23 protein-coding genes are annotated in these 24,532 nt (G+C 69.4%); 17 read left to right on the top strand and 6 right to left on the bottom strand.

Going from position 1 to position 24,532, the window contains the following annotated elements; translation table 11 throughout:
• Positions 1–111 precede the first annotated feature (111 nt).
• Both ACIBG5_RS37645 and ACIBG5_RS37640 read left to right on the top strand, forming a co-directional pair.
• On the top strand, positions 112–1,692 hold the full coding sequence (locus tag ACIBG5_RS37645) for an ABC-F family ATP-binding cassette domain-containing protein (RefSeq protein ID WP_396396557.1): 1,581 nt from the start codon (positions 112–114) through the stop codon (positions 1,690–1,692).
• 33 nt (positions 1,693–1,725) lie between these two features.
• Positions 1,726–3,786 carry a copper-translocating P-type ATPase gene (locus ACIBG5_RS37640; RefSeq protein WP_396396556.1) on the top strand — a complete coding sequence of 687 codons (2,061 nt, stop codon included), beginning with the start codon at positions 1,726–1,728 and terminating at the stop codon, positions 3,784–3,786.
• On the opposite strand, the gene ACIBG5_RS37635 is transcribed toward ACIBG5_RS37640, so the two are convergent.
• Complete coding sequence (locus tag ACIBG5_RS37635) at positions 3,763–4,314, bottom strand: TetR/AcrR family transcriptional regulator (protein WP_396396555.1); 552 nt, start codon at positions 4,312–4,314, stop codon at positions 3,763–3,765. The two genes, ACIBG5_RS37640 and ACIBG5_RS37635, sit on opposite strands and share 24 nt — an antisense overlap.
• Before the next feature lie 69 nt (positions 4,315–4,383).
• On the opposite strand from ACIBG5_RS37635, the gene ACIBG5_RS37630 reads away from it, so the two are divergent.
• On the top strand, positions 4,384–4,680 hold the full coding sequence (locus ACIBG5_RS37630; RefSeq protein ID WP_396396553.1) for a DUF2218 domain-containing protein: 297 nt from the start codon (positions 4,384–4,386) through the stop codon (positions 4,678–4,680).
• Positions 4,681–4,762: 82 nt separating this feature from the next.
• On the opposite strand, the gene ACIBG5_RS37625 is transcribed toward ACIBG5_RS37630, so the two are convergent.
• Genes ACIBG5_RS37625 through ACIBG5_RS37615 form a run of 3 tightly spaced genes read right to left on the bottom strand, consistent with a single transcriptional unit; the run spans position 4,763 to position 7,799 of the window.
• The gene (locus ACIBG5_RS37625; RefSeq protein WP_396396551.1) at positions 4,763–5,725 is read right to left on the bottom strand and encodes an aldo/keto reductase; all 963 of its coding nucleotides are present in this window, start codon (positions 5,723–5,725) and stop codon (positions 4,763–4,765) included.
• 8 nt (positions 5,726–5,733) lie between these two features.
• A complete protein-coding gene (locus tag ACIBG5_RS37620) occupies positions 5,734–6,486 on the bottom strand; it encodes an SDR family NAD(P)-dependent oxidoreductase (RefSeq protein WP_396396549.1) in 753 nt (250 codons plus the stop codon).
• Positions 6,483–7,799 carry an L-fuconate dehydratase gene (locus tag ACIBG5_RS37615; RefSeq protein ID WP_396396548.1) on the bottom strand — a complete coding sequence of 439 codons (1,317 nt, stop codon included), beginning with the start codon at positions 7,797–7,799 and terminating at the stop codon, positions 6,483–6,485. Before ACIBG5_RS37615 ends, ACIBG5_RS37620 begins: the two co-directional genes overlap by 4 nt.
• Before the next feature lie 200 nt (positions 7,800–7,999).
• On the opposite strand from ACIBG5_RS37615, the gene folP reads away from it, so the two are divergent.
• The 5 genes from folP (at position 8,000) to ACIBG5_RS37590 (ending at position 11,841) form a co-directional block, all read left to right on the top strand.
• Positions 8,000–8,812, top strand: coding sequence for a dihydropteroate synthase (gene folP, locus ACIBG5_RS37610; RefSeq protein ID WP_360444672.1), 813 nt, complete (start codon positions 8,000–8,002; stop codon positions 8,810–8,812).
• The gene (locus ACIBG5_RS37605) at positions 8,809–9,552 is read left to right on the top strand and encodes a pyrimidine reductase family protein (protein WP_396396547.1); all 744 of its coding nucleotides are present in this window, start codon (positions 8,809–8,811) and stop codon (positions 9,550–9,552) included. Before folP ends, ACIBG5_RS37605 begins: the two co-directional genes overlap by 4 nt.
• Positions 9,552–10,238: a class III extradiol dioxygenase subunit B-like domain-containing protein gene (locus ACIBG5_RS37600; protein ID WP_396396545.1), complete on the top strand. Its 687-nt coding sequence runs from the start codon at positions 9,552–9,554 to the stop codon at positions 10,236–10,238. Before ACIBG5_RS37605 ends, ACIBG5_RS37600 begins: the two co-directional genes overlap by 1 nt.
• Positions 10,239–10,252: 14 nt before the next feature.
• Positions 10,253–10,852, top strand: coding sequence for a hypothetical protein (locus ACIBG5_RS37595; RefSeq protein WP_396396544.1), 600 nt, complete (start codon positions 10,253–10,255; stop codon positions 10,850–10,852).
• Between the two features lie 68 nt (positions 10,853–10,920).
• Complete coding sequence (locus tag ACIBG5_RS37590; RefSeq protein WP_396396542.1) at positions 10,921–11,841, top strand: alpha/beta hydrolase; 921 nt, start codon at positions 10,921–10,923, stop codon at positions 11,839–11,841.
• Positions 11,842–12,137: 296 nt separating this feature from the next.
• On the opposite strand, the gene ACIBG5_RS37585 is transcribed toward ACIBG5_RS37590, so the two are convergent.
• Entirely contained in the window at positions 12,138–12,824 is a 687-nt protein-coding gene (locus ACIBG5_RS37585) for a hypothetical protein (protein ID WP_396396541.1), read from the bottom strand.
• 21 nt (positions 12,825–12,845) lie between these two features.
• Positions 12,846–13,829: an ABC transporter substrate-binding protein gene (locus ACIBG5_RS37580; protein ID WP_396396540.1), complete on the bottom strand. Its 984-nt coding sequence runs from the start codon at positions 13,827–13,829 to the stop codon at positions 12,846–12,848.
• Positions 13,830–13,904: 75 nt separating this feature from the next.
• Between ACIBG5_RS37580 and ACIBG5_RS37575 the strand changes: the two genes are divergently transcribed.
• The 9 genes from ACIBG5_RS37575 (at position 13,905) to egtD (ending at position 24,530) form a co-directional block, all read left to right on the top strand.
• Entirely contained in the window at positions 13,905–14,954 is a 1,050-nt protein-coding gene (locus ACIBG5_RS37575; RefSeq protein ID WP_396396538.1) for a FecCD family ABC transporter permease, read from the top strand.
• Positions 14,951–15,979 (top strand): FecCD family ABC transporter permease, encoded by a 1,029-nt coding sequence (locus ACIBG5_RS37570; protein ID WP_396396537.1) that lies wholly within the window; start codon positions 14,951–14,953, stop codon positions 15,977–15,979. The genes ACIBG5_RS37575 and ACIBG5_RS37570 overlap by 4 nt, the downstream gene beginning before the upstream one ends.
• 3 nt (positions 15,980–15,982) lie before the next feature.
• Positions 15,983–16,759 (top strand): ABC transporter ATP-binding protein, encoded by a 777-nt coding sequence (locus tag ACIBG5_RS37565; protein WP_396396536.1) that lies wholly within the window; start codon positions 15,983–15,985, stop codon positions 16,757–16,759.
• Positions 16,756–17,415 carry a (2Fe-2S)-binding protein gene (locus ACIBG5_RS37560; protein WP_396396534.1) on the top strand — a complete coding sequence of 220 codons (660 nt, stop codon included), beginning with the start codon at positions 16,756–16,758 and terminating at the stop codon, positions 17,413–17,415. Before ACIBG5_RS37565 ends, ACIBG5_RS37560 begins: the two co-directional genes overlap by 4 nt.
• A 103-nt stretch (positions 17,416–17,518) precedes the next feature.
• Entirely contained in the window at positions 17,519–20,092 is a 2,574-nt protein-coding gene (locus ACIBG5_RS37555; protein ID WP_396396532.1) for a glycoside hydrolase domain-containing protein, read from the top strand.
• A gap of 175 nt (positions 20,093–20,267) precedes the next feature.
• Complete coding sequence (locus tag ACIBG5_RS37550) at positions 20,268–21,494, top strand: glutamate-cysteine ligase family protein (RefSeq protein WP_396396531.1); 1,227 nt, start codon at positions 20,268–20,270, stop codon at positions 21,492–21,494.
• A complete protein-coding gene (gene egtB, locus ACIBG5_RS37545) occupies positions 21,491–22,828 on the top strand; it encodes an ergothioneine biosynthesis protein EgtB (RefSeq protein ID WP_396396530.1) in 1,338 nt (445 codons plus the stop codon). The genes ACIBG5_RS37550 and egtB overlap by 4 nt, the downstream gene beginning before the upstream one ends.
• Complete coding sequence (egtC, locus tag ACIBG5_RS37540) at positions 22,828–23,568, top strand: ergothioneine biosynthesis protein EgtC (RefSeq protein ID WP_396396528.1); 741 nt, start codon at positions 22,828–22,830, stop codon at positions 23,566–23,568. The genes egtB and egtC overlap by 1 nt, the downstream gene beginning before the upstream one ends.
• A complete protein-coding gene (egtD, locus tag ACIBG5_RS37535; protein ID WP_396396527.1) occupies positions 23,565–24,530 on the top strand; it encodes an L-histidine N(alpha)-methyltransferase in 966 nt (321 codons plus the stop codon). The genes egtC and egtD overlap by 4 nt, the downstream gene beginning before the upstream one ends.
• Positions 24,531–24,532: the final 2 nt, after the last annotated feature.

The raw sequence follows: 24,532 nt of genomic DNA, 5'->3' as shown, positions 1-24,532 counted from the left end.
ATTCCCGACGTCAGGGGTCGCGTTGTAACTCCGAGGTCTTTTCTGCAGCCGGTGATCGCCGCCCGTTCTGGTGCGCGGTCTCGTCCAAGACCTCGTTCGGAGTACACGCATATGAGTAATTCCCTGACCTGTACGGACCTCTTCTTCGCCTGGCCGGACGGCGACGTCCTGTTCGACGGACTCAACTTCGTCGCCGGACCCGTGCGGTCCGGCCTGGTCGGCCGCAACGGCGCCGGCAAGTCGACGCTGCTGCGCCTGATCGCGGGCCGGCTGACGCCGCAGCGCGGCACGATCCGGGTGGCCGGCGAGCTCGGGTACCTGCCTCAGGACCTGACCCTCGACACCGGTCTGCGGGTCGACCAGGCGCTCGGCATCGACGCGATCCGCCGCGCCGTCACCGCGATCGAGTCCGGTGACGCCTCGGAGGAGAACTTCGCGATCGTCGGCGACGAGTGGGACGTCGACGAACGCGCCGAGGCGTTGCTGGGCAAGCTCGGCCTGGGCGCGATCGACCTCGACCGCAGTGTCGGTGAGCTGTCCGGCGGCGAGACGATCCTGCTCGGCCTGGCCGCCGAGTTGCTGCGGCGTCCCGACGTACTGCTGCTCGACGAGCCGACCAACAACCTCGACCTGCGGGCTCGCCGGCACCTGTACGACGCCGTCGACCAGTTCCGTGGTGCATTGCTGATCGTCAGCCACGACCGCGAACTGCTCGACCGGGTCGACCAGATCGGTGACCTGCGCAAGGGCGACATCACCTGGTACGGCGGCAACCTGACGGCGTACGAGGAGGCGGTGGCGGTCGAGCAGGACGCCGCGGAGCGGATACTCCGGACGGCCGAGGCCGACGCCCGCAAGCAGAAGCGCGATCTGGTCGAGGCGCGGATGAAGATGGACCAGCGCCGGGCGCGGGGCCAGCGGGCGTTCGAGCAGGGCGGGATCCCGAAGATCATCGCTGGTGGGCTCAAGCGGTCGGCCCAGGTGTCGGCGGGCAAGCATCTCGGGATGCAGTCCGAGCGGCTCGAGTCGGCGCAGGAGGCGGTGGCCGAGGCGGAGGCGAAGGTCCACGAGGACGAGGCGATCCGCGTCGACCTGCCGAAGACCGCCGTACCGGCTGGGCGGGTCGTGCTCCGGCTGGAGGAGCACAAGCTCCGCACCGGCGCGACCGTGGATCTGGAGATCCGTGGGCCGGAGCGGATCGCGCTGACCGGGCCGAACGGCGCAGGCAAGACGACGCTGCTGCAGTCGATCACGAGTGATTCGTTGCCGGTCGTCCCGTTCCGGTACCTGCCGCAGCGGCTCGACCTGCTCCGCGACGACCTGTCGATCGTGGACAACCTGGCGCTGCTGGCATCGAGCACGGAGAACCAGGAACGCCGGTCGCGGCTGGCGCGCTTCCTCTTCCGTGGCCGGGCTGCCGATCAGCTGGTCAGCACGTTGTCCGGTGGTGAACGCTTCCGGGCCACGCTGGCCGCACTGCTGCTGGCCGAGCCTCCGCCGCAGTTGCTGATGCTCGACGAGCCGACCAACAGCCTCGATCTGGCCAGCGTTGCCCAGCTCAAGGGCGCGCTCTCGTCGTACAGCGGTGCGCTGATCATCGCGAGCCACGATGTGCCGTTCCTGCGCGAGATCGGCATCACCCGCTGGCTCGAGCTCACCCCGGAGACCCTGACCGACATCGACCCCCTCTAGTGGTTTCATACCCCTAGGGGGTACCTTCGGGGTATGGAGGAGCACGAGCACGGCGCGCACGTTGAGCCTGCGGATCACGCCGGGCATTCAGGTCATACCGGGCATGGGGATCATGCGGCGCAGTTCAAGGACAGGTTCTGGATCAGCCTGGCGCTGGCCGTGCCGGTGGTGTTCTTCAGCGAGATGTTCGCCGACCTGCTCGGCTACACCCGGCCGGACTTCCCCGGCTCCGAGCTGATCGCGCCGGTCCTCGGCACGGTGATCTTCGTGTACGGCGGCCGTCCGTTCCTGACCGGCGGATGGAGCGAACTGAAGTCCCGCCGGCCCGGGATGATGCTGCTGATCTCGATGGCGATCACGGTCGCGTTCGTCGCGTCGTGGGTGACGACCTTGGAGATCGGCGGGTTCGACCTGGACTTCTGGTGGGAGCTCGCGCTGCTGATCGTGATCATGCTCCTCGGTCACTGGCTGGAGATGCGGGCGCTCGGCGCCGCGTCCGGTGCGCTTGACGCACTGGCCGCCCTGCTGCCCGACTCGGCCGAGAAGGTGACCGACGACGGTGTGGTCGAGGTGATGCTGCACGACCTGCGTGAGGGTGACGTCGTACTGGTGCGGTCGGGCGGGCGCGTGCCTGCGGACGGCACTGTGGTCGAAGGGCAGGCCGAGGTCGATGAGTCGATGATCACCGGCGAATCGCGGCCGGTTGCCCGTGCGGTCGGCGACTCGGTGGTCGCGGGGACCGTTGCCACCGACAGCGCTCTGCGGGTCGAGATCACCGCTGTCGGGGATGACACGGCACTGGCCGGCATCCAACGGCTGGTCGCTGAGGCGCAAGCGTCGTCGTCTCGCGCGCAGGCGCTGGCCGATCGGGCTGCGGCGTTCCTCTTCTACTTCGCGTCGATCGCCGGGCTGATCACGTTCGTGGTGTGGACGTTGCTCGGCGAGGTCGACGAAGCCGTGACGCGGACCGTGACCGTACTGGTGATCGCCTGCCCGCACGCGCTGGGGCTGGCGATTCCGCTGGTGATCGCGATCTCCACCGAGCGCGCCGCGAAGGCCGGCGTACTGGTGAAGGATCGGTTGGCGCTGGAGCGGATGCGGACGATCGATGTGGTCCTGTTCGACAAGACCGGCACGCTGACGAAAGGCGAGCCGGCCGTGACCGGGGTGGCCGCGGCCGGATCCGTATCCGACGAGGAGTTGCTGGAGCTGGCGGCCGCGGTCGAGGCGGACAGCGAGCACCCGCTGGCGAAGGCGATCGTCCGGGCGCATTCCGACCGGGTCCCGGCTGGTCGCGGCCGCGCCGCGGTCGCGTCGGAGTTCCGGTCGCTCACCGGGCGCGGTGTCCAGGCGGTTGTGAACGGCGCGGAGGTCGCCGTCGGCGGTCCGGCGTTCCTGCGGGAGTACGGCGTACCTGAGCCGGCTGAGCTGGAGGCGGATGTCGCGGCGTGGAAGGGGCGTGGGGCCGCGGTGCTGCACGTGGTTCGCGACGGGCGGGTGCTCGGAGCGATCGCGTTGGAGGACGAGGTTCGCGAGGAATCTCGCCAGGCCGTCGATGCGCTGCACCGGCGCGGTGTGAAGGTCGCGATGATCACCGGCGACGCGCACCAGGTCGCTGACGCGGTGGCCAGGGAACTCGGGATCGACGAGGTCTTCGCCGAGGTCCTCCCGCAGGACAAGGACGCCAAGGTCGCCGAACTACAGGCTCGTGGGCTCAAGGTCGCGATGGTCGGCGACGGCGTGAACGACGCGCCCGCCCTGGCTCGCGCCGAGGTCGGCATCGCCATCGGCGCCGGCACCGACGTCGCGATCGAATCCGCCGGCGTGGTCCTGGCCGCCGATGACCCCAGAGCCGTCCTGTCCGTGATCACTCTCTCGAAGGCCAGCTACCGCAAGATGTGGCAGAACCTGGCCTGGGCCACGGGCTACAACGTCATCACGGTCCCGTTGGCTGCCGGCGTACTGGCGTTCGCAGGCATCCTCGTCTCGCCGGCCGTAGGCGCCATCCTGATGTCCATCTCCACCATCGTCGTGGCCCTCAACGCCCAACTACTCCGCCGCCTCGACCTCTCACCCCGACGGCTCGCCGCGTAACCCGGCCAGCGTCACCGCGACCAGACGTCGTACCGCAGCTTTCGACGGTATGGCGCCTGCCGCGGCCAGCGCATGAACACAGTACGTCGCCAGCTCCTTCGGCGGGACGTCGTTGCGGACCTCGGATTCGGCCAGCACCTCCGCCAAGTAGTCGACGAGCCGCTGCCGTGCTTGTTTGACGTGTTCGGCTCGGTGGAGTGAGGCGGCGGGCTCGGTTGCCGGGTGCTCGTGGCAGATCAGTGCGTAGGCTTCGAGCACCGCCTCCAGTCGCCCTGTCGGTGGGTCGATGGCGACGAGTTGCGCCAGATGGTTCCCCACCTGCCGTTCATGCCAGGCGACCAGGATCGCCTCCACGTCCGGGAAGTACTTGTACAGCGTCGCCCGTCCGAGCCCGGTCCGCTTCGCCACCTCCGACATCGTCACGCCGGCCGGCCCACGCTCTGCGACCAATGCCGCCGCGGCATCGAGCGTCGCGTCCCGCACCGCACGCCGATGCGCCTCGATGCTGTCGTCCCACAGTTTCGGCACAGCCACACTCTATCTGGACAATCTGTCGTCGTACGAGACACTATGTATCGAAAAAAGGGAGTGACCTCGATGACAGTCCTGGAAGCGCACGTCACCACCACGCGAGCAGCCCGCTACGTAGAGCAACTCAGCAGCCACTTCACCCACCAGCCAGGCGGCATGCGCCTGCTCGCGGACGACCCGGAACAGCTACTGGTCGACCTCAACGGAGTCACCTGGCTGATCCGAGCCGAGGATGACCGCCTGCTGTTGCGGCTGGAAGCAGATGACCCCACTCACCTGAACGACGCAAGCGCCCACGTCACCCAACGCATCGAACAAATAGGCCGCCGCGACGACCTACGGGTGACCTGGCACCCGGCCTGACCCGCAACGGAGCCCTTGAACAGGAACTGGTGGGCTCGGACAAGGCACAACCTGTTCAAGCCCACCAGATGGTGTCCAAGCGCTACGGCGTGGGGGCGTCTTGGCGGAGGAGGCCTTCGGACTTCAGGTCGGACCAGAGTGCGTTGGGGACCTCGGTCCGGGCCAGCGTCGCGTTGGTGTGGACCTCCTCCGGGGTGCGGCAGCCAACGGCGATGCCGGCTACTGCCGGGTGGAAGAGAGGAAAGGCGAGAGCCGCGGCAGGCAGGGTGGTGTTGTGGGCCTCGCAGACGTCAGCCAGGCGATTCGCCTTGTCCACCAGGGATGCGGCGGCCGGCTCGTAGTTGAAGGTGGCACCGGGCGCCGGGCGGGGCTGGGACAGCAGACCGGAGTTGAAGATGCCCACGGCAACTACCTGTACGTCGTGCTCGAGACAGGCCGGCAGTACGTCGTCCAGGCCGTCGGGGTCGATCAGGGAGTAGCGGCCGGCCAGCATGATCGCGTCGATGTCGATCTCCTGGACGAACCGGGTCAGCATCGCGGTCTGGTTCATGCCGGACCCGATCGCGCCGATCACGCCCTGGTCGCGGAGCTCGACCAGCGTCGGGAAGGCGGTCGCGACGGCCTCCTCGTAGTGGTCGTCCGGGTCGTGTACGAACACGACGTCCAGCCGGTCGGTGCCGATCCGGCGCAGCGAGTCCTCGATGCTCCGCAGCACACCGTCGCGGGAGAAGTCCCAGCGCCGCCGCCGCTTCGAGCTGACCTCGAACCCTTCGTCGTCGGTCGCCGCGTCCTCGGCCTCGTAGATGATCCGGCCGACCTTGCTCGACAGTACGAACTCGTCCCGCGGCTTGCCCCGCAGGCCGACCCCGAGCCGTTCCTCGGCCAGCCCGAGACCGTAGTGCGGAGCGGTGTCGAAGTACCGCCACCCCTCGTCCCAGGCCGCGTTCACGGTCGCGACCGCGTCGGCGTCGTGCACCTCGCCCAGCAGGTTGCCCAGCGGCGCACCGCCGAGTCCGATCCGCTGGTCGTCACCGAAGAGCCTCACGCCGGTGCTCATTTCTGGACCGCCGGAAGCCGCAGGTTCTGCATCCCGCCGTCGACGGCGACCGCCGTACCCGTGGTCGAACCCGACAACGGACTGGCCAGGTAGGCGATCGCGTGCGCGACCTCGTCGGCCGATACCAACCGGCCCATCGGCTGCCGCGCCTCCAGCGCCGCCCGCTCCGCCGCCGGGTCGTCCGCGACGTCGAGCAGCCGGCCGACCCATGGGGTGTCCGCGGTGCCCGGGTTCACGCAGTTCACCCGGATCCCCTCGCGGACGTGGTCCGCTGCCATCGCCATCGTCAGAGCAAGTACGGCGCCCTTGCTCGCGGAGTACAGGGCCCGATTCGGCAGGCCCGCGGTGGCGGCGATCGAGCAGGTGTTGACGATCGCCGCGGATTCGGACTTGCGCAGGTGCGGCAGCGCGGCCCGGGTCACCCGGGCGATCCCGACCACGTTGACGTCGAAGACGCGGTGCCACTCGTCGTCGTCGTTGGCCGCGACCGTGCCCTGCGCGCCGATGCCCGCGTTGTTCACGACGATGTCGATCCCACCGAGCTGCAGCGCCGCCGCGGCAACGGCGTCGCGGACCGAGCCGTCGTCGGTCACATCCGCGGCGATCCCGGTCAGCGGTTCCGCGACATCGGGCTTGAGGTCGAAGACGACCACCCGGGCGCCCCGGGCGGCCAGTAGTTGGGCGGCCGCGAGGCCGATGCCCGACGCGCCACCGGTGACAACTGCACGGAGGCCGGCGAAGTCCGTCACTTGTTCTCCTTTGTGAGGTCGGTCCAGATCTTGCCACTCGGGTACCGGAAGTCGCAGAGCGTCTCGGCATCCATCTCGGCACCGAACCCGGGCCGCACCGGCGCCACGTAGTGCCCGTCCCGGATCACCACCGGGTCCAGGAAGTGTTCGTGCAGGTGGTCGACGTACTCGATCACCCGGTTCTCCATCGACCCGCTGACCGCGACGTAGTCGAACATCGACAGGTGCTGGACGAGCTCACACAGTCCGACCCCGCCCGCGTGCGGGCACACCGGTACGCCGAACTTCGCCGCCAGCAGCAGGATCGCGATGTTCTCGTTCACCCCGGCGACCCGGGCCGAGTCGAGCTGCAGGATCGACAGCGCCTCGGCCTGCAGCAACTGCTTGAACACGACCCGGTTCTGCACATGTTCACCCGTCGCGACCTGGATCGGAGCGATCGCGCGCGCGATGGCCGCGTGCCCGAGTACGTCGTCCGGGCTGGTCGGTTCCTCAACCCACCAGACGTCGTACGGCGCCAGCGCCTCGACCCACCGGATCGCGTCGGCGACGTCCCAGCGCTGGTTCGCGTCGATCGCGATCCGGATGTCCGGGCCGACGGCCTTGCGGGCCAGCCGCATCCGGCGGATGTCGTCGTCCAGGTCCGCGCCGACCTTGAGCTTGATCTGGGTGAAGCCCTCGGCGACCGCCTCGTGGCAGAGCCGCACCAGCTTGTCGTCGTCGTACCCGAGCCAGCCCGGCGTGGTGGTGTACGCCGGATAACCGCGCTCGCGCAGCGTCGCCTCGCGCTCCGCGCGACCGGGCTCGGCGGCCCGCAGGATCTCCAGCGCCTCGTCCCGGGTCAGCGCGTCGGTGAGGTACCGGAAGTCGACCAGGTCGACGATCTGCTCCGGAGTCAGGTCTGCCAGCAGCTTCCACAGCGGTACGCCGGCCCGCTTGGCAGCCAGGTCCCAGACCGCGTTCACGACGGCGCCGATGGCCATGTGCATGACGCCCTTCTCCGGGCCGAGCCAACGCAGCTGCGAGTCGTGGACGAGCGACTTCCAGAAACCACCGAGGTCGGACAGCGTCGCATCCAGGTCGAGCCCGAGCACGTGGTAGCGGAGCGCCTCGATCGCCGCGGTCTGGACGTCGTTGCCACGGCCGATGGTGAAGGCGAACCCGTGCCCCTCGAGCCCGTCGCCGGCATCGGTCCGCAGGATCAGGTACGCCGCCGAGTAGTCCGGGTCGGTGTTCATCGCGTCGGAGCCGTCCAGGTCCAGGGACGTGGGGAAGCGGACGTCGTACGTCTCTAACTCGGTGAACCGTGGCATGGAGGACCCGTTCTGCAGCTGTGGGCGGTCTGTCGCGGGGAATCCTATAGGATATGTGGCGTGAGCGATACCGTCGGCCGACGCTCAGGCCGCCCGGCGGCGGCCCTGGGACCGGCCGATAGAGTCGGCGCGTGGCTCAGGAACCCAGTGGCGTGCTGCGGCTCGGCAGCCGGTCGTTCGGGCCGGGGGAGTTCGCGGTGATGGCGATCGTGAACCGCACCCCGGACTCGTTCTTCGACGGCGGCGCCACCTTCGCGGAAGAGGCCGCGCTGTCGGCGATCGACCAGGCCGTCGCCGACGGGGCGGACCTGGTCGACATCGGCGGCGTCAAGGCCGGGTACGGCGAAGCGGTCGACGAGACCGAGGAACTGCGCCGGACCGTGGACTTCGTCGCCACCGTGCGCGATCGCCACCCGGAGCTCCTGATCAGCGTGGACACCTTCCGCAGCGGGGTCGCGCGCCGGGTCGGAGCGGCCGGCGCGAACCTCATCAACGACACCTGGTCCGGCCACGATCCTGACATCGCGGCGGCGGCCGCCGAGTCCGGCGCCGGGCTGATCTGCAGCCACGTCGGTGGGCTGAAACCCCGCACCGACCCGCACCGGATGGCGTACGACGACGTGGTGGCGGACGTGATCCGGACGACCACCGCACTGGCCGAGCGAGCCATCGCCGCCGGGGTCCGGCCGGACGGGATCGTGATCGATCCGACCCACGACTTCGGTAAGAACACCCTGCACTCGCTCGAGGTCACCCGCCGGATCGACGAGTTGGCCGCGACCGGCTGGCCGGTCCTGGTGGCGATGTCGAACAAGGACTTCCTGGGCGAGACCCTCGACCTGCCGTCCGGCCGGCGCGGACCCGCGACGCTGGCGGCCGTCAGCATCGCCGCCTGGCTCGGCGCCCGGGTGTTCCGGGTCCACGACATCGCCGGGACCCGGCAGGCCCTCGACCTGATCGCCGTACTGCGGAAGACGGCGACGCCCGCGTACACCCGAAGGAGCCTGGTGTGATCCGGAACTGTGCTGTCGGGGCGGAGCTGACCGAGGATGAACTGATCGCCGCCTACACGGTGCCCGATCGGTCGGTCCCGCGGCTGCGGGCGAACTTCGTCACCAGCCTCGACGGCGCCGTGACGCTGGAGGGTCTGTCCGGCGGCCTGTCCAGCAAGGACGACCAGAGCATGCTCGGCCGGCTGCGGATGCTCGCTGACGCCGTCCTGGTCGGCGCGGGCACACTCCGCGCCGAGGGGTACGGCGGTCTCCGGCTCGGCGCGAAGCGTCGTGGATGGCGGAACGAGCAGGGCTGGCCCGAGAACCCGACACTCGCCGTGGTCTCCGCGCGACTCGAACTGGCTGCCGACAGCACAGTCTTCACGGAGGCGCCCGTACGGCCGATCGTCATCACGTGTGCGTCCTCGCCGGACCACCAGCGTGAGGCGCTCGCCAAGGTGGCGGACGTGATGATCTGCGGTGACGAGACCGTGGACCTGAACCAGGCGGTGGCCGGGCTGGTCGAGCGCGGACTGTCGCAGATCCTGTGTGAGGGCGGTCCGCATCTTCTCGGCGCACTCACCGGTGCTGATCTGGTCGACGAGCTGTGCCTGACCGTGTCGCCGTTGCTCGCAGGACCGGGAGCACGCCGGATCACCGACGGACTGGCGGCCACCGAGGCGCGGTCGCTGCCATTGCTGCAGGTCCTCGCCACCGACGACGGTTTCCTGTTCCTGCGCCACGGCCGGGGACTCGGCTAGTGCCGGTCGTCGCTGCCGCGGTCTGCCCGCATCCGCCGGTGATCGTGCCCGAGCTCGCCTTCGGCGCCGCGCCGGAGCTCGATTCGCTGCGCGCGGCTTGCCTGGCGGCCATCGACGTACTGGCAGAGGCCGACGCCCTGGTGATTGTCGGGTCCGGCCCGGTCACCGGGCGCCGGTACGACGCTTCCGCGGGCGGCAGCTTCGCGGCGTACGGCGCTCCGCAGGTGCGAGTCGGAGACGGTGAGGCGGTGTTGCCGTTGTCCTTGCTGGTCGGGGCTTGGCTGGTCGGCCAGAGCAAGGCGGCCGGCGTACGGCGTACCTCGATCTCAGTGGCCGACGACTCGCCAGAGGTGTGCCTGGCGCTCGGACGGGAGATTGCCGAGAGCAACGACAGGATCGGGTTGCTGGTGATGGGCGACGGCTCGGCCCGACGCAGCGATCATGCTCCCGTCCACCTCCACCCTCGGGCCGAGATCTTCGACGCGACGGTCGCAAAGGCCTTGCGGACCGTGGATCTGGACGTTCTCGCCGCCCTCGACCCGGACCTGGCGACCGTTCTTCAGGCGGCAGGCCGCGCTCCATGGCAGGTCCTCGCCGGCGCACTCACGCAGACCGCTCTGACCGGCAACCTGACGTACGATGCCGCCCCGTACGGCGTCGGCTACTTCGTTGCCAGCTTCACTTAAGTGACACTGAGCGGGTGACTGAGGAACGGGCAGGCTACCGGCGATCGGCGAAGTCGCCGCGCGGGGAGGCGCGTCGGCGGGAACTGCTCGATCGCGTCGCTGACGACCTTGGCCAGAACGGGCTGGTGGACTTCTCGCTCCGCCGGGCCGCACGGGCGGCCGGCACGACGCACAAGGTGCTGCTGTACCACTTCGCCGGCTCCGAGGAGTTGCTGACGGAGTCGGTCCTGCAGTTGCGCGAGCGCCGGATCAGCCGCAGTCTCGCGGCCGCGACCGAGGGCGCCGATCGGCCGCTGGCTGATCGGGTCCGAGCGATGTGGCCGATCCTGGTCGGTCCGGAGTCGTGGGTGCTGGACCAGGCGATCGGCCTGGCGATGTACGACCCTGCGCGGTACGCCGATCTGGCCCGGGAGGCGTCGAAGCAGTACCTGCCGGCGTTGCTGTCGATCTGTCCGGCGACGTGGTCCGAGCAGCGGAAGGGCGAGGTCGCGGAGTTGATCCTGGCGACGCTGCGCGGGTTCCTGATCGAGTGGCGAACCAGTGGTGACGGGGCCGGGATCGAGGCCGGGTTCGCCGCGCTGGTCCGGGCGCTCGAGCGCGAAGAGTCCGCCTGATTCCTGCCGGCCGGCGGTTCTGGGTAGAGCCATGGACAGTTTGCGAACCGCGTGGTTCACTTCTGGGTATGCGCGAGAAGGTGTGGTTCAGCAGTGCGGGTGTGGAGTGCGCGGGCTGGCACTATCCAGGGTCGAACGGCGGCTGTGTGGTGATGACCGGTGGGTTCGGCGTCACCAAGGAGCCGGGCACGGACCGGTTCGCCGAGCGGTTCGCGGCGGCGGGGTTCAGCGTGCTGGCGTTCGACTATCGCAACTTCGGTGAGAGCGGTGGTGAGCCGCGTCAGGTCGCGCCGATCGCCGGGCAGTTGGCGGACTGGCGGGCGGCGATCGGTTTCGCCGCGACCCTTCCCGGGGTCGAGCGGGTCGCGCTCTGGTCGTTCTCGTTGTGCGCCGGGTACGTCGTACAACTCGCCGCGGAAGACGATCGGATCGCCGCCGCGATCGCGCAGTCCCCGAACCTCGATGGTCCTGTCGTGACTCGCAAGGCGTCTCGCTACCAGAGCCCGCTCGGCGCACTCCGCTTGGCCGGCCGCGCCGTGCTGGACACACTCGGTGCTCTTGTCGGGCGACCCCCGAAGCTGGTGGCGCTGTCCGGCCCGCGCGGAACAGTTGCCCTGCTCAACACCCCCGACGCCCAGCTGGGCGATGCGGTCCTCAACCCCGGCAACAAGTACCCCGACTGGCAGCAGACGCTGGCCGCGCGCTCAATCCTCCCGGCCGTGTTCTACCGCCCAGCGAAGTACGCCGCCGACATCCGCTGCCCACTGCTGTACGTGGTCTGCGACGACGACCGCTCCGCCCTAGCCGCCCCAGCCATCACCGCCGCCTCCAAGTCCGCCAAAGCCGACCTGGTACGCCTCCCCGGCAACCACTACGCCCCCTTCCTCGAAAGCCACGAGGCCGCAGTCGAAGCCGAGCTCACCTTCCTCCGCCAACACCTCCAACCCCACGGCACCCCCACCCCACCACCCCTGACCCACTCCACCTAACTGCTGGCCCCTGAGCTGGGTCAGCCCAGGAGACGGTGGGTTGGCTACCGGCGTGCGGTGGGCCGACCCGCCGTTTGGTGGGTTCACCCACCGGATGGCGCTGGTCGGTGTGGCTCGTCGTGTCTGGGGGTGGGTCGTGGGCTGGGTCAGCCCAGGAGACGGTGGGTTGGCTACCGGCGTGCGGTGGGCCGATCCACCGTTTGGTGGGTTCACCCTCCGGATGGCGCTGGTCGGTGTGGCTCGCCGTGTCTGGGGGTGGGTCGTGGGCTGGGTCAGCCCAGGAGACGGTGGGTTGGCTACCGGCGTGCGGTGGGCCAACCCATCAAACGGCAGCGCCCGACGGGGACTGGTGGCCAGCGGGATGCGGTGGTCGCGAGGTCTTCGCGGCCGGCGGACCGTAGCTGGGTGACCAGGTCTTCTCGGGCAGCTTGTACGGCGGTGATCGCGGCGTCTGCTGTGTCGTGGGGACCCGACCAGTTGCAGACCGCGTCGCCGGCGTACCAGTGGCCGGAGGTGGAGCGGCGTACATGGGAGGCGGCCAGGCGGGCGGCGGGGAGGTCGCCGGGGAGGTCGGCGTTGGCCAGGTGGATGACAGCCTCGATCGCGACGACGGGGCCGTCCAGGTCCAGCAACGGGCGGAGTTCGACGGCGTCGGTGAGGGCGAACTCGTAGCCGGAGGGGGCGCGGCCGGCGATCCAGGTGAAGGCGCGTTCGGCTGTTTCGGCGAGGTCGCGGGCAAGGTCCGGATCAGTCAGAGTCTGGATGCCGCACGGGCGCGGATCGGTCGGGCGCAGCGCAGCTTGGCAGCGGCGGACCAGCATCTCTTCCGGCAGCGTCTGCCGCCGGCCGAGGATCCGGGACAGCCCGACGATGTCGAAGTTCAACTCGTCGGGCGTCCGCTTCCGCCCCGGCTCGAACGGCGAGCCGGGACGAGTACCCCGCGTGGTCCACGGACCGACATGCCATCGGGTCAGAGCCGTCATACCGCGGACCTTATCGAGTGCTCAGTCGGCCTTGACCGGAGCGGGCACGTCGAAGGTGCTGGCCAGGTCGGTGAGGATCGACCACGCACCCTGCAACCCGACCGCGGTCATCCAGGTGAGGTCGGGCACCTCGTGCACCTTCGGCGCCAGCGGCGTCCACAGGGGGTTGGCCTTGAACTGCCCGGCGGTCTTGGCGCTCAGACCCTTCTCGTCGGCGTACACGGTGACGAAGATCGCGTCGCCGTCGGCATCTTTGATCCGCTCCGGGCTGATCTCCACCGCGAAGTCGTTCACGTCCTGCGGCGCGGGCCGCTTCAGTCCGGCGTCCTTGAGCACGATGCCGGAGAAGCTGGCGTTCTGGTACAGCCGGGTCGGCCCGTCGACGAACCGGACCACCGAGATCGCCGGGTTCTTCGCCTTCGTGTTGATCGCGTCGCCGACGGTCTTGGCCGCCTTCTCGTACGACGAGATCTCCTTCTCGGCCAGGTCCTCCGCGCCGAGCGCCTTCGCCTCCAGCCGGATGTTGTCCTTCCAGGTCGGCCCGGTGGTCTCGGACATGACCGTCGGCGCGATCGCAGACAACTGGTCGTAGAGCTTCTCGTGCCGGACCTTCGCAGTGATGATCAGGTCCGGGTCGAGCGCGGCGATCTTCTCCAGATTCGGCTCGGCCAGCGTGCCGACCGCCTCCGCCTCGCCGCCCAGGGTGTTGCGGTCGTCGCCGAGGTAGTCCGGCAGCTTCCCGTTGATGCTGCGGTAGTCGGTGTACCCGACCACCGGTGTGTCCAGGATCAGCGTCGCGTCGACGAAGCTCGCGTCCAGTGCCACCACCCGCTTCGGCTTGGCCGGGATCTCGGTCTTGCCCATCGCGTGCTCGACGGTGCGCGGGAACCCGGCGGACGACGCTGCGGCCGCATCCGGGGAGTCCTCGGAGTCCGCGGACGAGCCACAGGCGGTCAGAGCCAAGGCGGCGACGGCGAGCAGGGCGGTGGTTCGGGGCAGGCGCACAGGTGTCTCCTGGTCAGGACGGCTCGCAGGTTAAGGTGACTCACCACAACGTTGAACTAAGGTAACCCTAACCATATGTCCTCCGCCGTCCCGTCCGCACGCCCGGTCGTGCCGCCACCGGTCCGCGCCGGCCGTCCCGCAGTACGTCGTACTGCCGCGCTGCTCGTGCTCGTCGTCGTTCTGGTGCTGGCCTTCGCGGCCAGTCTCGCGTTCGGATCGCGGTGGCTCGGGCCTGGCGCGTTGTGGCATGCGTTGACCGCGAACGACGGGTCCGACCCGGATGTGATCGTCCGCAGCCTGCGCTTCCCACGCACGGTGGTGGCTGTCCTGATCGGTGTCTGTCTGGGTGTCGCGGGGACACTCATGCAGGGCCACACCCGCAACGCGCTGGCCGAGCCGGGGATCTTCGGCGTGAGCTCGGGCGCGGCGTTCGCCGTCGTTCTCGGGTTGCAGATCGGCTTGGTCGAGTCGGTCTCGTCGACCGTGTGGGTCGCGCTGGTGGGTGCATTGGTGGCGACGTTCGGCGTACAGCGCCTGGCCTCGCGGGGGAACGGAGCGTCGCCGGTCGGGTTGGCGCTGACCGGCGCCGCGGTGGCCGCGATGCTCGGTGCGTTGACCTCGGCGATCGTGTTGCTCGACGCCAACACCCTCGACGGTTACCGCTTCTGGGCAGTCGGTTCGGTCGCGGGCCGCGGCCTGGATGTCGCCGGGCAGGTGCTGCCGTTCGCCGCGGTCGGTCTGCTCCTCGCCCTGGTCAACGCTCGCGACCTCGACCTGTTGGCGCTCGGTGACGATGTTGCCGCCGGGCTGGGGTTGTCGATCCGCCGGGCCCGGTTGGTCGGCCTGGTTGCGATTGGCCTGCTCACGGCCGCGGGAGTCGCCGCCTGCGGGCCGATCGGGTTCCTCGGACTGCTCGCCGGCCACGTCGCTCGCCGGATCTTCGGCGCTCGCAACACCTGGCTGATCCCGGGCTCGGCTGTCATCGGCGGGACCGCGCTGGTCCTCGCCGACCTGGTCGGCAGGCTGGTCGGCGGTGCCGGTGAGGTCCAGGCCGGGGTCGTCCTCGGCATCGTCGGCGCGCCCCTGTTCGTGATCGTCGTACGGCGCCGGGCGGTGGCGCTGTGAAGTCGCGGACGGTAATGCTCAGCGCGGCCTTCGCGGTCCTCGCCATCATGATCGCGCTCGTCTCCTTGAGCGTCGGTACGACGAAACTCCCGCTCGCCGACGTGATCGAGGTCCTGCTCGGTGGTGGCCGTCGCGGCACCCGTCTCGTGGTGCTCGAGTTGCGGCTGCCACGGGTGGCCACCGGCCTGCTGGTCGGCATCGCGTTCGCCGTCTCGGGGGCGCTGCTGCAGACCTTGTCGCGCAACCCGCTGGCCAGTCCCGACATCGTCGGGGTCAACTCCGGTGCGTCCGCGGGTGCGGTCGCGGTGATCGTGCTGGCCGGCAGCGGCGGTGGGAACATCTCGGGCGCAGCGGCCAAGGTCGGCATCCCGCTGGCCGCCGTACTGGGTGCGCTGATCGCGACGTTGATCGTCGGCGCGTTGTCGATCCAGCGTGGTGTGGTCGACGCGGGACGCGTGGTGCTGATCGGGGTCGGGATCGCGGCCGCGGCCAACTCGCTCGTCGCGTGGTTGCTGGTGATCGGCGATGTCAACGACGCGGGCCGGGCCGCCGCATGGCTGGCCGGTTCGCTGAACGCGCGGGCCTGGAGCGACGCGATTCCGGTGCTGTTCGCCGTAGTCCTCTTGTTGCCAGTAGCAATGATGTTCAACCGGGACCTGTCCGCGCTGGTGCTCGGGGACGATGTCGCGTCGTCGCTCGGCGTGCGGGTCGCCCGGATCCGGCTGGCGTTGCTGATCGTGGCGACGGTGCTGGCCGCGATGGCGACGGCGGGAGCGGGACCGATCGCGTTCGTCGCACTGGTGGCGCCGCAGATCGCGCAGCGGCTGACTCGGATGGAGCGACCGCCGTTGCTCACCACCGCGATGCTCGGTGCGCTGTTCGTCGTACTGGCCGATCTGGTCGCGCGAAATGGCCTGCAGTGGTTGCAGGTCGGGCCGTACGAACTTCCGGTCGGCGTCATCACAGCCGCGTGCGGAGCGCCGTACCTGATACACCTCATCGGCCGCCAGCAGAAGGGACGCTGATCAGTGCACGTCGAGAACCTCACCCTCGCGTACGGCGCGGATGCGCCGGTGGTGTCCGGGTTGACGCTGGAGGTGCCGGCCGGACAGCTGACCGCTGTGGTCGGGCCGAACGGATCGGGCAAGTCCACACTGCTGCATGGGATGAGCCGCCTGCTCACTCCGCAGAGCGGCCACGTGCTGCTGGACGGCAAGGACATCCACAAGTTGCCGGCGCGTGAGCTGGCCCGGAAGCTCGGTGTGCTGCCGCAAGGGCCGGTGACGCCGGAGGGAATCACGGCTGCCGAGTTGGTGTCGCGGGGACGCCATCCGCACCGTGGACTGTTCGGGCGGCTGACCGCTGAGGACGACGCCGCGATCGATGAGGCCCTGGCGGCCGTCGAGCTGACCGAACTGCGGGAGCGCCCGGTCGACCAGCTGTCTGGTGGCCAACGGCAACGGGTCTGGATCGCGATGGTCCTGGCCCAGGGCACGCCAAACCTGCTGCTCGACGAACCCACGACGTACCTGGACCTGGCCCACGCGGTCGACGTGATGAACGTCGTCCACGCCGCCGCGCACGCCTCAGGCCGGACCGTGGTGGTGGTCCTCCATGACCTCACACTCGCTGCGCAGTACGCCGATCACCTCGTGGTGATGGGCGAGGGCCGGATCGCGGCCGAGGGGCGGCCGGTCGACGTACTGACCGAGGAACTGCTGGACGACGTCTTCGGTCTGCAGGCCACCGTGGTCGACGTCGGGGGAGCGCCGGTCGTCGTCCCGGACCGTAGGCTGGTCGAGTGAGCCACTCCGTCAGCGACCTCGCGGACGTCCTCGCCGACTCGGTGACGTGGATGTCCGTGCGTACGGCGGACTCCGTGCCCGGACCGGAGTGGGTGTCGTGCGCTGACGTGCTCTCGGAGCAGCACAGTGGTGGCGATCCGACGTACGCGTGGCGGACTGCTGTGCAGGAGGACTACGGGCGGGAGTACGCCATCGATCCGCCGGTACAGGTCGCCGCGATGTTCACGCTGATGTGGTACGTCCAGGTCCCCTCACTGGTGGCCGGAGTGACGGCAGCCGCAACCGGTGTCTCACCTGAGGTGTCGCCGTCCGCACTGGCGTTCCGGCGGCACCCGACCGCGCACTACCCGGTCGAGGTCGCGCTGCTGTCGCAGGAGGTCGTACCGATGGCCACGGCGGCCGCACAGCTGAAGGCCCACACGACGGCTTTTCTGGACTCCTATGTGCCCGCTGTGAAGCTCGGGTCGCTGCAGCGCTTCGGTGCGGTCGACGATGAGGTGCGGGCCGCGATCCGTTTGCCGGACGAGGCGCCGTACGCCGATCAGGCCGCCGAGGCGTTCGCCGTCTCGCTGGAGCAGAAGCTGCGGACGTCGTGCTGCTACGTCTACATACTGCCGAACGTGAACGCCTGCACCACCTGCCCGCGTTTCCGCTGATTGGTCTAGGCCGCCTTCATCCGAAGGATTGCCGCCGTGCGGTTCCGCGCGTTGGCTGTTCGGCATGCGGTGGACACATGCGGTGGTGGCAGGCGGACTCCTGGTGACTTCGGCAGCGTTCGTGCCGGTGGCACAGGCACGAGAGGCGGCCGGCGTGAAGCCCGGCGTCTGGACCGAGACGGCGTACAACTCCGTCTTCAAGGACAGTGGGCGATCGCCGGAGGCCCGCGACGACATCCGGCTCGACACGGCCAAGAACGACTACGAGGCAGCGCAGATCGTGGTGCGCGGGCTGGCGGCGTTCACGGTGAACAAGGTCGACTTCACGGCGCTGACCGGGCCGTCGGACGCGATCGCGGCGAGCGAACTCAGCTACAACCCGGTCGGGTACGAGTACCTCAACCACAACTCGGTGTTCGGCGGCAACCAGTTCGTCGTGCCGACGACACGGCAGGCCCCGGGCGACTTCCCGGACCGGCTGCTGAACGAGACGAGCATCGCCGTACCGGCAGGCCAGACGCAGTCGCTGTGGGTCCGTGTCCACGTGCCCGCGACGGCGGACGGCGGCGTCTACCGGGGCCAGGCCACGGTGCGGACCACGAACGGCGATCTGCACGTGCCGATCACGGTCAACGCCCGCAACGTGGTGATCCCGCCGGCGAACCAGAGCGAGTTCACCAACGTGATGTGGACGAACTTCCTCGGGCTGACGTCGTACGATCCCGGCAAGGGTGACACGGTCAAGCTCTTCTACGGGCACGATCGATACTCGCCGCAGTGGTGGCAGTTGATCGACAACTGGGCCGACACGATGAAGCGGTACCGGCAGAACAACCTGCAGTTGCCGCTGCTCAACCTGCTCACCGACGGCGGCAGCAAGGTCGATGCCGCTGGCAACTACAGCTTCAACTTCAGCCGCTTCGACGAGGTCGTGCAGCGGTTCCTGGACAAGGGCGTGGTGAACCGGCTCGAGGGCTTCACCGGTGCCGGGCCGCAGAACGCGGAGCACAACAGCCAGTGGCCGCGGTACCTGGTCGAGGTGACGCCGAAGGCGACCGGGCGGCAGGTCCCGGACTACGTCTGGTGGGACACCCCGGAGGCGGAGAACTGGTACAAGCAGTTCTACCCGGCGCTGCGCGAGCACCTGGCCGACAAGGGCTGGAAGGACATGTTCTGGATGCATGTCGGCGATGAGCCGGGCGCCGGCGGTGACCCCGGCTGGTTCGGTGTGGCGAGCAAACTGCGGCAGTACTGGCCGGATGTGAAGATCGGCGACGCAATCGTCAACCAGCTCGCGCCGAGCGTGGCCAAGGCCGAGGACATCGTCATCCCGAACCTGCACACCTACACCGCGAACCCGGCGCCGTACGACGCGGAGAAGGCCAAGGGCAAGCCGTTGTGGTTCTACAACTGCAACATCCCGGTCGGCAACCACCTGAACAGGTTTATCGACCAGCCTGAGTGGAGCCAGCGGCAGACCATGTGGCTCGCATATGGCCGTGGAGCGACCGGCTACCTGCACTGGGCCTACGGCAACTGGCAGTACGCGATGGACGACCAGGATGTGAAGGGTGATGGCTACATCGTTCGCCCGGACAAGGCACACAACACGATCGAGGCGTCACCACGGTACGAGTCGCTGCGGGACGGCATGGAGGACTGGGAGGTCCTCAACAAGCTCGGCAAGACCAATCCGGGACTGGCGCACGACCTGGCGACCAGCGTGGTGCAGCGGAGTGACAAGTACTCGCCGGATGTGTCCTACATGCAACGGATCCGGGCGATCGCTCTGGACGCCGCAGCCGGGAAGCCGGTCGTAGCCAACGACCTGGCGCGTCTTAAGCCGGCTACGGCTTCCAGCGGCAACGCTGCGAAGGCGGTGGACGGCAATGGCTCCACTGCGTGGCAGCCGGCGAGTGGCAGCGGCACCAACTGGATGCAGGTGGACCTCGGCCGCCAGGTGCAGGTGGACGGCGTGCGGCTGCGCTGGGGGAGCACCTACGCGAACAAGTACCGCGTGCTGGTCTCGGCCAACGGGACCAAGTGGGCCGAGGCTGGTCTGGGGACCGGTGACGGTGGCGACGACTTCATCGGGCTGAACGCCAAGGCGAAGCACATCCGGATCGAGGCGACCGGCTCCAGTGGCGGTACGGCGCCGTACCAGCTGCTGGACCTCCAGGTCGCGGGCAACCAGCTGCACCAGCAGAACCTCGCGGCTGGGATGCCGTACGAGCGGACCGATCCGTCCAGTCGCTTCCCGGACGCGGCCAAGACCGAGGCGACCGACGGTGTGATCGGTGACGACTGGGGCGACGGTAAGAGCTTCGGCTACGAGCTGCTGAACGTCGGCGATAGTGTGCAGCCGGTCGTCACCATCGACCTCGGCCGTCCGCAGGCGGTCGGGACCGTGCGGGTACACGCGTACGAGGAGTACCCGGACTACCGCCCGGACAAGATCACCGTGGCCACCAGTGCCGACGGAGTGCACTTCGCCGACCGGGGTGAGGCGACGGCCGTGAACGGTGCCTCGAACGTCTGGTACGACCTGTCGTTCACGCCGGCCGAGGCCCGCTGGGTACGGGTCACATTCGACAAGAAGCGGACCAACGACCGCAACACCGGCATGTTCGTCGACGAGATCGAGGCGTACGGCGCCGGTTACCCAGGCACGAGCTGACCTTCGTGCAGATTTCGCTGAGAGCGAACCCGCACGCTCCGGACTGATCGGGCCCGGAAATTGTCGGTGGCGCCCGGCAGCATCGCGGGCATGACTCGAGATGCGCTGCAGGCGTCACCGACGGGTAACCCGCTGTCGGTTGTCCGGCCGCAGGTCCGGCGTTAGGTTCGCTGACGTGACCTCGCCCGGTGGTACTCCGGCGACGACTCCGATCGGCTCCCGGGCCGAAGCGGAGGGGTTCGTCGCGATGGTCTGTTTCAAGCACGGTCCGCCGCGGTTGCACGGCGTCGAACTCGAATGGACCGTGCATCATGCGGAAGATCCGCGCCGGCCCCTCGACGCCGACCGATTACGCACTGCCCTGGGCGCGCACGCGCCCGCGACCCTGGTCCCCGGCAGCCCGCAACTGCCGCTCGGCCGGGGCGCTCTGGTCACTGTGGAGCCCGGTGGCCAGGTCGAGATCTCCTGTCCCGCCGCGGCCTCGGTCGCCGGGCTGATCGACGACACCGCCGCCGACGCGGCCGAGCTGACAGCGCTCCTTCGCACCGCGGACCTCGTTCCGGGCGACCACGGCCTGGACGCGCACCGCACACCCCGCCGCATCCTCACTGTCCCGCGCTACGCGGCGATGGAACGCGCCTTCCAACGACTCGGGCCACACGGCCCCCGGATGATGTGCAGTACCGCGGGCCTGCAGATCTGCCTCGACGCCGGCGAGGCAGATCAGACCGCTCTGCGCTGGCGCGCCCTGCACGATCTCGGTCCGGCGCTGGTCGCGCTGTTCGCCAACTCCCGCCGCCGCGCCGGCAGCGACACCGGCTGGGCGTCGGCGCGGACCGAGGCCACCTTCGGCACCTATGCCCCGTTCACCGAGCCGCCATCGCTCGACGGCGACCCGGCTGCCGCGTGGGCTCGGATGGCGATGGAGGCGCCGGTGCTGTGCTTCCGCCGCGGCGACCGCTGGGATGCGCCCCGCGGACTGACCTTCGGCGCCTGGGCGGATGGCGAGTTGCCCGGCGACCAACCGACGTACGACGACCTGGCGTATCACCTGTCCACGCTGTTCCCGCCGGTCCGGGCGCGTGGGTATCTGGAGGTGCGTTACCTGGACGCGCAGCCGGGGGACGGGTGGATCGCCCCGACCCTGCTGCTCACCGCACTGATGTCCGACCCGGCCGTGCTCGGCGACGTGCTCGCTGCTGCCGAGCCAGCGGCGGGACGCTGGTTCGAGGCGGCCCGGGAAGGGCTGGAGGACAAGCTGGTCCGGCAGGCCGCGGAGGACGTGGTCGAGCTGGGAGCCAGGGTGCTGGACCGGACCGGTGCGGACACCGAACTCATCGATGAAGTCGCGACCCGGCTCCATCGCATCGTCGACGAAACCCACGGAAGGCGAGCTTCATGAATCACCAACTGTCCGAACTGTCTCCCGAGGGCTTGCGCGCGTTCGTCGCCGAGCAGCTCGAGCGGTCCCGGGCGCGGACGGTCCACCTCACCGACGCCGTCGACACCGACGATCTGGTCAAGCAGCACTCCAGACTGATGTCGCCGCTGGTCTGGGACTACGCCCACGTCGGCAATCAGGAGGAGCTCTGGCTCGTCCGCGACGTCGGCGGCCGCGAGCCGCTGCGGCAGGACATCGACGAGCTGTACGACGCGTTCATGCACCCGCGCGCGGACCGGCCGACGCTCCCGCTGCTCGGCCCGGCCGAGACTCGGACGTACGTGACCGAGGTGCGGGACAAGGTGATGGACGTACTCGACCACGTGAAGTTCGATGGCGGGCGTGAGCTGGTCGACAACGCGTTCGCCTTCGGGATGATCGCGCAGCACGAGCAGCAGCACGACGAGACGATGCTGGCGACACACCAGCTCCGCATCGGGGTCCCGGTGCTCGATGCACCGGCGCCACCGACCGGACGCCGGCTCGCCGCACCTGAGGTGCTGGTGCCCGGCGGAGTCTTCGAGATGGGTACGTCGGTCGAGCCGTGGGCGCTCGACAACGAGCGACCGGCGCACGCCGTCCAGGTCGCGCCGTACGTGATCGACACCGCGCCGGTGACGAACGAGGACTACCTGCGATTCGTGATCGGTGGCGGCTACCAGGATCCGCAGTGGTGGTCCGAAGCCGGCTGGGCCCACGTGCAGAAGGCGTCGCTGGTGGCACCGCGGTTCTGGGAGCAGGTCGACGGTGTGTGGTGGCGGACGCGGTTCGCCAACCGTGAGTTGCTGCCGCTGGACGAGCCGGTGATGCACGTCTGCTTCTACGAGGCCGAGGCGTACGCGAAGTGGGCCGGGAAGCGGCTGCCGACCGAGGAGGAGTGGGAGTTCGCGGCGCGGTTCGACCCGGCGACCGGGCGGACCAGGCGCTTCCCGTGGGGCGACGACAGTCCGGGTCCGCACCATGCGAACCTGGGTCAGCGCCACCTCGCGCCGGCGCCGGTCGGTGCGTATCCGGCGGGCGCGTCGCCGTTGGGCGTCGAGCAGCTGATCGGCGACGTCTGGGAGTGGACGTCCAGCGACTTCCGGCCGTACCCGGGCTTCCGCGCCTGGCCGTACGACGAGTACTCGCTGGTCTTCTTCGGCCCGGACTACAAGGTGCTCCGCGGCGGCTCGTTCGGCACTGACGAGGTCGTTGCCCGAGGCACCTTCCGGAACTGGGACTACCCGATCCGGCGGCAGATCTTCGCCGGCTTCCGGTGTGCCCGCGACCCCCGGCCCGAGGAGCTGCACGGCTGATGTGCCGCCACCTGGCCTACGTCGGCCCACCGGTCACGCCGGCCTCCCTGGTCCTCGACCCCACCCACTCCCTGTACGAACAGAGCTGGTCCCCGCACGACATGCGCGGAGGCGGCACGGTGAACGCCGACGGCTTCGGCCTCGGGTGGTACGTCGACGGCCGACCGGTGCGCTATCGGCGGAATGTGCCGATCTGGACCGACGAGAACCTGCCCGGGCTGGCAGGCTCGGTCCGGTCCGGCGCCGTGCTGGCGGCCGTCCGCGACGGGACAGTGGGCATGCCGTACGGCGAAGCTGTGGTCGCGCCGTTCCAGACCGGGGACTGGCTGTTCAGCCACAACGGCCGGATCCCGGGGTGGCCGGAGTCGACCCTCAAACTGGCCGAGACGCTCCCGGTAGCCGATCTGCTCCGGCTGGAGGCGCCGGTCGACTCCCAGTTGCTGTGGGCACTCATCGCCAACCGCTTGAAGGATGTGCCGGCGGCTGATGCCGTCTCGTCCGTCGTACAGGACGTGGAGGCGGTGGCGCCCGGGTCGCGGCTGAACGTGCTGCTGACCGATGGCGAGCAGATCATCGCTACCTCCTGGACGCATTCGCTCTGGGTGCAGCACACCGCAGACTCCACCACGGTCGCCTCCGAGCGGTTCGGGACCGGCGACTGGGACGAAGTACCGGACCGCTCGTTGCTCGTGGCCACCGCCACGACGCTGAGTATCACGCCGATGGAAGGACCAGAGTGACCCCGATCGACGTACATCTGACCCCGGACTACGCCGGCCGCGCGCTGCGCGAGGATGTCCGGGCCGGGCTGACCGCCGACCCGAAGTGGCTGCCCCCGAAGTGGTTCTACGACGCCCGCGGCAGCGACCTGTTCGAGCAGATCACCCGGTTGCCGGAGTACTACCCGACCCGCGCCGAGCGGGAGATCCTGCAGGCCCGGGCCGGCGAGATCGCGGCCATCACCAAGGCGCACACCCTGGTCGAGCTCGGATCCGGATCGTCGGAGAAGACCCGGCTGCTGCTGGACGGACTGCGCGACCGGGGCACGCTGACGACGTTCGTACCGCTGGACGTGTCGGAGTCCGCGCTGCGGGACGCGGCGGACGCGATCAACGTGGACTACCCGGCGCTCGAGGTGCACGGCGTTGTCGGCGACTTCACCGCGCATCTCGACAAGCTGCCGGGCGACCCGCCACGGATGGTCGCGTTCCTCGGCGGCACCATCGGCAACCTGCTGCCGAGCGAGCGCGCGACGTTCTACGCGTCGATCCGCGAGGTGCTCGAGCCAGGCGAGTGGCTGCTGCTCGGCACCGACCTGGTGAAGGATCCGGCCACGCTGGTCGCGGCGTACGACGACAGCGCGGGCGTCACCGCGGAGTTCAACCGGAACGTTCTGCGAGTGATCAACCGGCAGCTGGGCGCGGACTTCGACGTGGAGGCGTTCAGCCATGTGGCGATCTGGGACGCCGAGAACGAGTGGATCGAGATGCGTCTGCGGGCCGACCGCGCGATGCGGGTGCTGATCCCCGAGGTCCACCTCGAGGTCGACTTCGCCGAGGGTGAGGTGCTCCACACCGAGATCTCCGCGAAGTTCCACCGCCACGGTGTCGAGGCCGAGCTGGACACAGCGGGCTTCGCGTCGGCCGCGTGGTGGACCGACTCCGAAGCCCGCTTCGCCCTCTCGCTCTGGCAGGCCGTCTGACG

It is taken from the genome of Kribbella sp. NPDC050241, assembly GCF_044459685.1.
Lineage (GTDB): Bacteria > Actinomycetota > Actinomycetes > Propionibacteriales > Kribbellaceae > Kribbella.
The sequence above is the reverse complement of the archived record's forward strand: the minus strand, read 5'-3'. Positions and strand labels throughout refer to the sequence as shown.